General features: G+C 44.2%; 7 protein-coding genes. 6 read left to right on the top strand and 1 reads right to left on the bottom strand.

Annotation, left to right across the window (positions count from 1 at the left end):
- Positions 1-326 precede the first annotated feature (326 nt).
- The 5 genes from VLN09_RS08205 (at position 327) to mmsB (ending at position 6,247) form a co-directional block, all read left to right on the top strand.
- Positions 327-1,811 (top strand): CoA-acylating methylmalonate-semialdehyde dehydrogenase, encoded by a 1,485-nt coding sequence (locus tag VLN09_RS08205; protein ID WP_325245433.1) that lies wholly within the window; start codon positions 327-329, stop codon positions 1,809-1,811.
- Positions 1,812-1,874: 63 nt separating this feature from the next.
- Positions 1,875-3,035, top strand: coding sequence for an acyl-CoA dehydrogenase family protein (locus tag VLN09_RS08200; RefSeq protein ID WP_325245430.1), 1,161 nt, complete (start codon positions 1,875-1,877; stop codon positions 3,033-3,035).
- A 45-nt stretch (positions 3,036-3,080) separates the two neighbouring features.
- Complete coding sequence (locus VLN09_RS08195) at positions 3,081-3,863, top strand: enoyl-CoA hydratase (RefSeq protein ID WP_325245428.1); 783 nt, start codon at positions 3,081-3,083, stop codon at positions 3,861-3,863.
- Between the two features lie 81 nt (positions 3,864-3,944).
- Positions 3,945-5,174 (top strand): enoyl-CoA hydratase/isomerase family protein, encoded by a 1,230-nt coding sequence (locus tag VLN09_RS08190; protein ID WP_325245426.1) that lies wholly within the window; start codon positions 3,945-3,947, stop codon positions 5,172-5,174.
- 107 nt (positions 5,175-5,281) lie between these two features.
- Entirely contained in the window at positions 5,282-6,247 is a 966-nt protein-coding gene (gene mmsB / locus VLN09_RS08185; protein WP_325245424.1) for a 3-hydroxyisobutyrate dehydrogenase, read from the top strand.
- 77 nt (positions 6,248-6,324) lie between these two features.
- Here the strand turns inward: mmsB and VLN09_RS08180 are convergent, their stop codons facing one another.
- Positions 6,325-7,083 (bottom strand): IclR family transcriptional regulator, encoded by a 759-nt coding sequence (locus tag VLN09_RS08180; RefSeq protein ID WP_325245421.1) that lies wholly within the window; start codon positions 7,081-7,083, stop codon positions 6,325-6,327.
- 643 nt (positions 7,084-7,726) lie between these two features.
- Between VLN09_RS08180 and VLN09_RS08175 the strand changes: the two genes are divergently transcribed.
- The coding region (locus tag VLN09_RS08175) for a hypothetical protein (protein WP_325245419.1) at positions 7,727-8,449 on the top strand (723 nt) is incomplete at its 3' end.

Below are 8,449 nucleotides of genomic sequence, written 5' to 3'. Positions count from 1 at the left end.
AATGGCTATCGATGCGGTCAAGCAATCTATGAGAGATTACTAGGCACATTTAAAAATTGCCTTTATCTAAAAAAGCTCATGAATTCTCATGGGCTTTTTTAATTATCGCTAATAGGTTATGGATAATGATAGATAAATCGGACAGTAACATTAACTTTGTTAAAAGCAACATAAAGGGCTTGACCCTAAAATTGTTTTATTGTTATAGTCAATAACGATACGAAATAAATCATTTTAAAATTATATAATAGAATGATAAATTCAAAGCTTTCAATATTCTAAGACGTCACCTAATGACAGTCTTACAAACAAGATAAGGATATCTTATGCACCACGTTCAGCAGCTCATCAATGGTCAATTTGTTGATTCTAATACCAGCGAATGGATTGATATTACTGATCCCGCCACTCAAGAAGTCATTGCCAAGGTACCGCAAACCACTGACGACGAAATCAATCAAGCAGTCGCTGCCGCTCAAAAGGCTTTTCAAACGTGGCGTAAGACCCCGATTACCACTCGTGCTCGTATTTTTCTAAAGTATCAGGCATTGATTCGTGATCATATGGATGAGCTGGCAGAAATCTTGACCGCAGAGCAGGGCAAGACTATTGCTGATGCACGCGGTGATGTATTCCGTGGTTTAGAAGTGGTTGAGCATGCTGCTGGGATTGCAAACCTGCAGATTGGCGACTTCGTTGAAAACGTTGCGTCTGGGGTTGATACCTATAGTATTTGGCAGCCACTGGGCGTCTGTGCAGGTATCACACCGTTTAACTTCCCAGCAATGATTCCACTGTGGATGTTCCCAATGGCGATTGCCACAGGGAATACTTTTATCCTAAAACCTTCTGAGCAAGACCCAATGGTGACTATGCGTTTGGTTGAGCTTGCTGTTGAAGCGGGCGTACCTGAAGGGGTGCTAAACGTCGTACATGGCGGCAAAGCTACTGTCGACGCCATTTGTGACCATCCTGATATCAAAGCAGTTTCTTTTGTTGGTTCGACCAACGTTGGTAAACACGTTTATGAGCGTGCAAGTCAATCAGGTAAACGCGCTCAGTGTATGATGGGCGCAAAAAATCATGGCGTTATCCTACCAGATGCCAATAAAGAGCAGACTCTTAATCAGCTAGCAGGTGCCGCATTTGGCGCTGCTGGTCAGCGTTGTATGGCGCTGTCTGTCGTTGTCCTCGTCGGTGCCGCTGGTGAGTGGATTGATGACATCAAGGCCAAAGCAGAGGGTTTAATTGTCTCAGCCGGTAAGCACGATAAAGACTTGGGACCACTAATATCTCCTGCAGCAAAAGCACGTGTTGAACATTTGATTGGCACAGGAGTGGAAGAAGGGGCGAGCTTGATACTTGATGGTCGTGGCATTACGGTTGAGGGTTATGAGAACGGTAACTTCGTTGGTCCAACTATCTTTGATAACGTCACTGCGGATATGCAAATCTACAAAGAAGAAATCTTTGGACCTGTCCTTTGTATCATGCGTGCCAATAGCTTAGATGAAGCGATTGAGTTACTGAATGCCAATCCGCATGGTAATGGTACGGCTATCTTTACTCAGTCAGGGGCTGCAGCGCATAAATTCCAACAAGATATCCAAGTCGGTCAAATCGGTATTAACTTGCCAATTCCTGTGCCGCTACCAATGTTCTCGTTTTCAGGTTCACGTGCTAGTAAGCTTGGTGATTTGGGTCCTTATGGTAAGCAAGCGGTGCAATTTTATACCCAAACTAAAACTGTTACAGCACGCTGGTTTGACGATGAAGCAAGTCGTGGCGTCAATACGACTATTTCAATTTAATGCTGAATCACCTATATTTGCACTGACAACTTAACATACCCTATTCAGCACAAGGATGACCCCATGGATTTTTCATTAACCGATGACCAAATTGCCTTTCGCCAAACCGCCAGACAGTTTGCCCAAAAAGAGCTTAAGCCCAATGCCGCTGAATGGGATCGCACCTCGCATTTCCCAATAGATGTCATCAAAAAATCAGGCGAGCTTGGATTTTTAGGGTTATATACCAACCCTGAGTATGATGGCCTGGGTCTGCCGCGTTTAGATTCTGCCATGGTGTTTGAAGAGCTAGCATGGGGTGATACTGCGGTAGCTGCTTATATGAGTATTCATAATATGGCAGGCTGGATGATCGGTGAGTTTGGTAGCGATGCGTTGTGCAAGAAATATTTGCCCAACATGGTCAGCGGCGAATGGCTGGGCAGTTATTGTTTGACGGAACCTAATGCCGGTTCTGATGCGGCATCATTACGTACCAAAGCCGATAAGCAAGGCGAGTATTATGTGCTGAACGGTGAAAAAACCTTTATTTCAGGGGCCGGCTCAACCGATGTGTTGGTCGTTATGGCTCGTACGGGCGCTGCAGGACCCAAAGGTATCTCAGCATTCGTGGTTGATGCAGACAGCGCTGGTATCGAATATGGCAAAAACGAGCATAAAATGGGCTGGAAAGCGCAGCCAACACGAACGATTAGCTTTAAAGATGTCAAAGTTCCAGTAGAAAATTTGATAGGCGAAGAAGGTCAAGGTTTTCGTATCGCAATGAAAGGGTTAGATGGCGGCCGGATTAATATTGGTATCTGTGCAGTAGGAACAGCGCAAGCGGCGCTTGAGACAGCGACCAATTACGTACAAGAGCGCAGCCAGTTTGGCAGCCCGATTGCCAGCTTACAGTCGGTACAATTTAAGCTTGCTGATATGCTGACTCAAACCATCACCGCACGACAAATGCTCTATTTAGCAGCCAGTAAAGTCGATAATAACGATGCGCAAGCCTCTACTTATTGCGCAATGGCAAAGCGTTTATCGACGGATCTTTGTTTCGATGTCGCTAACGAAGCCTTGCAGCTGCATGGTGGTTACGGCTATCTCAATGAGTATCCGCTTGAGCGTCATGTGCGAGATTTGCGCGTGCATCAGATTTTGGAAGGTACCAATGAGATTATGCGCGTGATTGTTTCGCGTCAGCTATTACAAGACGAGGCATTAAGCCAACTGCGTTAACCTATTTATATGAATAAAATGATTTTATGACAAGGATGTTTGATCATGACGGATTATACCAACTTAAAACTATCGATTGATGGTCGTACTGCGACGCTAACCCTAAACAACCCACCTGCTCATACATGGACGATGGACAGTCTCAAGGCGCTTAAGCAGCTGGTCACTGATCTTAATGCCAATGATGAGGTATATGCGTTAATCGTTCATGGCGATGGCGAAAAATTCTTTTCAGCGGGCGCCGATTTAAATAATTTTGCAGATGGTGATAAAGGTCGCGCGATCAGTATGGCGATAGCCTTTGGTGAAGCATTTGAGGCATTGTCAGCTTATCGCGGTGTGAGTATAGCGGTTATCAACGGTTACGCGATGGGCGGTGGTCTTGAGTGTGCGCTGGCTTGTGATATCCGTATCGCAGAAGAGCATGCCCAAATGGCGCTACCTGAGACAGGCGTTGGTTTATTGCCGTGTGCCGGCGGTACCCAAAATCTAACGGCTTTAGTAGGCGAAGGCTGGGCAAAGCGTATGATATTGTGTGGTGAGCGCGTCGATGCTCAGATTGCACTACGTATTGGCTTAGTAGAAGAAATCGCTGCGAAAGGTGAGGGATTGCAAGCAGCTCAGGCATTGGCGCAAAAAGTCGCTAAGCAATCACCGGTTGCGGTCAGTTATTCTAAAGCGCTGATCCAAGCAGCAAGAGACACACCACCTGCGCAAAATCTTATCCATGAGCGTGAAGCCTTTGTTAAATTATTCGATACCAAAGATCAGCGTGAGGGTGTACAAGCTTTCTTAGAGAAGCGTAAGCCTGTTTGGCAAAATAAGTAAACGATACTTCAGTTATTTTAACCAAAAGTTAGTTTAACTAAAATAATACTTTCTCACTTTTTCATTTTGTAGGTCGCATTTATGACAGCAGCTATAGAAGGCACGCCAGACGCGCCGGTAGTATTCAGCACCGAACCGACAGATTGTGGTCACCTTATTGGGATAATGACGTTAAATATGCCCAAATCTCTTAATGCCTTGAGTGTTGAGATGTGTCAGTTGTTATCGCAACAACTAGAGCAGTGGGAAGGTGATGAGCAAATAGTAGCATTGCTATTAAAAGGCGCAGGCGACAAAGCATTTTGTGCAGGCGGTGATATTCGCAGATTATATGACAGTATGTCAGCAACAGCGCCTATGCCAAATCCTTATGCGACAGATTTTTTTGGTCATGAGTATAGCCTTTATCGAAAAATGCACTTTTATCCTAAGCCGCTCATTCTTTGGGGTGACGGCATCATTATGGGCGGAGGTATGGGTTTGATGGCAGGCTGTAGTCATCGACTGGTCACTGAGCGTACCCGTTTTGCCATGCCTGAGATTACCATTGGCTTATTTCCTGATGCGTCTGGCAGTTGGTTCTTGCAGCGTATGCCAGCTAAAACAGGCTTGTTTTTAGGGCTAACAGGTGCAATGTGTAATGGTAGCGATGCATTATTGACCAGCTTAGCAGAATATGCGGTTGCCAGTAATGACTACGATGCCATCATGCAGCGCTTAACACAGAGTGATTGGCAAGCGGCAGCTGATGCGGATAATAAAGAAAGCAACAACAGCGCCCATAGCATCGTGAGTCGGGCATTAGCGGCGCAGCCCGTTTCTGAGCTGCCTGCTAGTAAGCTTGCGCAGCATTGGCGCGCTATCCAGCAGCTGATGAACAGCGGTGGCTTGGGTGATATTGATGCGCTATTGCAAAGTGATGAGGCGCTTACACAACTGGATGCAGATTTTGCAGCCGACAGTTGGGCGCAGCGAGCTGTAGCAACCTATCGACATGGTTGCCCAGTGACTGCAGCGTTGACCTATGCGCTATATCATAAGGTAACGGATTTATCGCTAGAACAAGTCTTATATCTAGAGACCAATGTCGCTGTACATTGTGCCGCTAACCCTGATTTTAAAGAAGGCATACGGGCGTTATTGATTGATAAAGATCGCGATCCGCACTGGTCACGCACGTTAGCTGATTGCTTGAGTACAGAAGGACAAAACTATATCCAGCAGCACTTTACCAATCCTTACGCGAAAGGTGAGCACCCTTTAGATGATTGGCTTAGCGATGCAGCATTGGGTAATCAAGCGGTTCGCTAACCATATATTAATCCTATGATTTTCTATTTTCAGTCTAATTGACTGAATTTAAAGCAAATTTAAAAAAATGAAACGAATGACATAATCGATCATCAAGGAGCGATGAGATGGGTACAAAGGATACAGGTTCAAGTAATACAACTACGACTGATAATGACGGTAATACAGCAAAGCCAAATATTGCCTTTATTGGACTTGGTAATATGGGCGGCCCAATGGCAGAAAACTTGTTAAAGGCAGGTTATACGCTATCGGTTTATGACTTATCTGCAGAGGCGACCGCGCGTTTGCAACAAGCGGGTGCTAGTATAGCAGACAGTCCTAAAGACGCTGCTCAAAATGCCCAAGTGGTTATCAGTATGTTACCTGCTGGCAAGCACGTCCATTCTGTCTATTTAGGAGAAGGTGGCTCTGACGGTCTACTTGCAGACTTACCAAAAGGTACTTTGGTGATTGATAGCAGTACGATAGCAGCCGCTGACGCAAGAAAGGTAGCAGAAGCTGCAAGTAAGCTTGGTATCGACTTCTTAGATGCACCAGTCTCTGGCGGTACAGGCGGCGCTATCGCTGGTACGCTAACCTTTATCGTTGGTGGAGAGGATAAAGCCTTTGCCAAAGCTGAGCCGATACTGGCTGTGATGGGTAAAAACATCTTTCATGCAGGCGCACATGGTGCAGGACAAGTTGCAAAAATCTGTAATAACATGCTGCTTGGGATTTTGATGGCAGGAACGGCAGAAGCGATTAATCTGGGCGTCAAAAACGGTCTCGACCCAAAAGTGCTATCCGATATCATGCTGCAAAGCTCAGGTCGCAACTGGACGCTAGAGGTCTATAACCCTTATCCGCAAGTGATGGAAAATGTCCCATCGAGCAATGGCTATCAAGGCGGATTTATGAGTAAGCTGATGCAAAAAGATCTGAATCTTGCTATGCAGACCGCTCAAGATACTCATGTAGAGACACCAATGGGCGCTAAAGCAACCGAGCTTTATGCTGCGCATACCGTTGAGAATGGCGACAGAGATTTTTCTAGCATTATGGCGCGTCACGACAGCTCTGTATTGTCTTAAAACATCAAAAACACAACTAAAAAAGGTCTGCACTATTATTATAATGCAGACCTTTTTTTTGGCTTATATGAGCGCATTTAACTTGGCAGCTCATAGACGAGCGACTGAATATCTTGTGCCGCTTTTTGTAGTCGTGGGACATGGGCTAAAAGATCATCTAAAGATACCCGTATAGTCGGCGCATGAAGATACAACGACGCAAGGTAGCGTGATTTTCTATCCCGTATCGGTACGGCGATTGCTACCATCTCAGAGATAAACTCTTCATTGTCGATACCAATGCCTGTTTCAGCGATACGATCGAGCTCAGCGTTTAATTCATCGATATCAGTGATGGTGTTTTTGGTAAATTTATCCAATGATAAATTTTGCAGTATTTTGTCGCGACGTGCGCTTGATAGCTGACTCAAATAAAGCTTGCCGGTAGCAGTACACCACATGGGTGATTTTGCGCCCACTGGCAAATAAATCTGTATTGGCAAGGTCGTTTTTGCGCGATTGGTGTAGATCATATTCATCTGATAAGGAACACCGATACCGCAAGTTTCTTTTAGCTCATCGACCAGTTTTTGCAAAATCATTTGCCGTTCATTAAAGAACAGTCGCTGCTGCCAAAGCTCAACACCCAAATTGCGTACCCGCTTGCCTGGTATAATACCGCCGCCAATGTCAATCGTCACAAACCCTTCATCGACCAGATTTTGAATCAATCGATGAATGGTTGGCTTTGGAATATCAAGCTCCTGCGATAGCTCAAGTGGCGAAATCGGCTTTGAGGCATAAGATACTGCTTCGATAATCTCTAGCACACGGGTAATCGATGATACTTTAGGCATATAAATAACTCAGTAAGAATGAAAAATAAAGCAGGTAACTATAACGTAATTGATATGACCACCAGTACAAAACAGAGCACAATAATCAAGGCAGTAAGGCTAAAAATGAATAAGTATAAAGACATACAGCGATTAGCTTACTGACTCTAATTTGGCACAATATAACCCTTAGAAAACCCTGACTCTCATTATATAGTAGCGTGTTTACCTTGCGTGGATTTATAACAAAATTATCTGAGATTTTTTCGGTTTTTTTAGCAATATTAGATACGTTTAGTCACAAAGTACAACAATCTGTAGTAATTAACTCTATAACTGTTATTGCGTTATTTCTTAAGATGCTTCATTATGCAGACACATTTTGTAATACCTTTACATGAGCGTTAAGCATTCCAATAATCATGTGTAGGCTGCGCAGTGGCTTTAAGAACATTGTGTAACAAAAAGGCGAAGTTTTGCGGATTGGTGTAGTAATTATTACAATATCTATGCAATCTTTACATAATGGCAAATAAAAGGCGCGTCTTTAGGGGTGACTTTTTGAGCCAAAATTGTTTTAATCCTCGCATCAAAATGATTGTTTAAAAAAAGCTAAACTATCATTTTTTATGGGCGGTCTATTTCATACTTTAGGAGAGTAATCATGAAACTTATTCAATTAACAGCAATCTCTGCTGCCGTTTTAGCCTCAACTGCAGCACTTGCAGCTGATCCAGTTATCGTTATTGATGGCAATGAAGCCGTTGTATACGAAGCTACGCCTGCTTATGCATATGATGCTGACGCTGGTGTTTTACGTAACACCACTGGTGCTGTGGTTGGCGGTACTACAGGTTTCTTTAAAAAAGTAGTAAACCCAGCATCTGTTAGTGCTGAAGTGGGTACTTTAGGTTATGGTGCTAACATCGGTTGGTCACTAAACGACAAAACTGAACTGCAAGCTGGTTGGGCAGGTGGTGATGCAGCTGATCTTTTTGGCGGCGACTTTGATGTAAACGACGTAAACTATGACGTTGATACTGATTTCAGTAACCCGTACCTAGGCGTACAAGTACGTCCTATGGCAAACTGGTTCACTATGGGTGCTGGTATCATCGTTCCTGACAATGAGATCGATGTAACTTCTAACCCTAATGGTGGCGTGTATAAAGTTGATGGTAATCAATATGACGCAGACGACGTAGGTGTATTGAAAGGTAATCTTGAACATCGTAACAAGCTAGCTCCTTATGCCACTATCGGCTTCCGCCCTAATATTACCAATAACTTTGGTTTATTTGGTGAGCTAGGTGCTGCATATATGGGCAAAACTGATGCGACAGTTAGTTCAGTTGGTGGAGTAAGTGGGCCTATCAGAGATGAAAAC

The organism is Psychrobacter sp., assembly GCF_035469765.1.
Taxonomy (GTDB): Bacteria; Pseudomonadota; Gammaproteobacteria; order Pseudomonadales; family Moraxellaceae; genus Psychrobacter.
The sequence above is the reverse complement of the archived record's forward strand: the minus strand, read 5'-3'. Positions and strand labels throughout refer to the sequence as shown.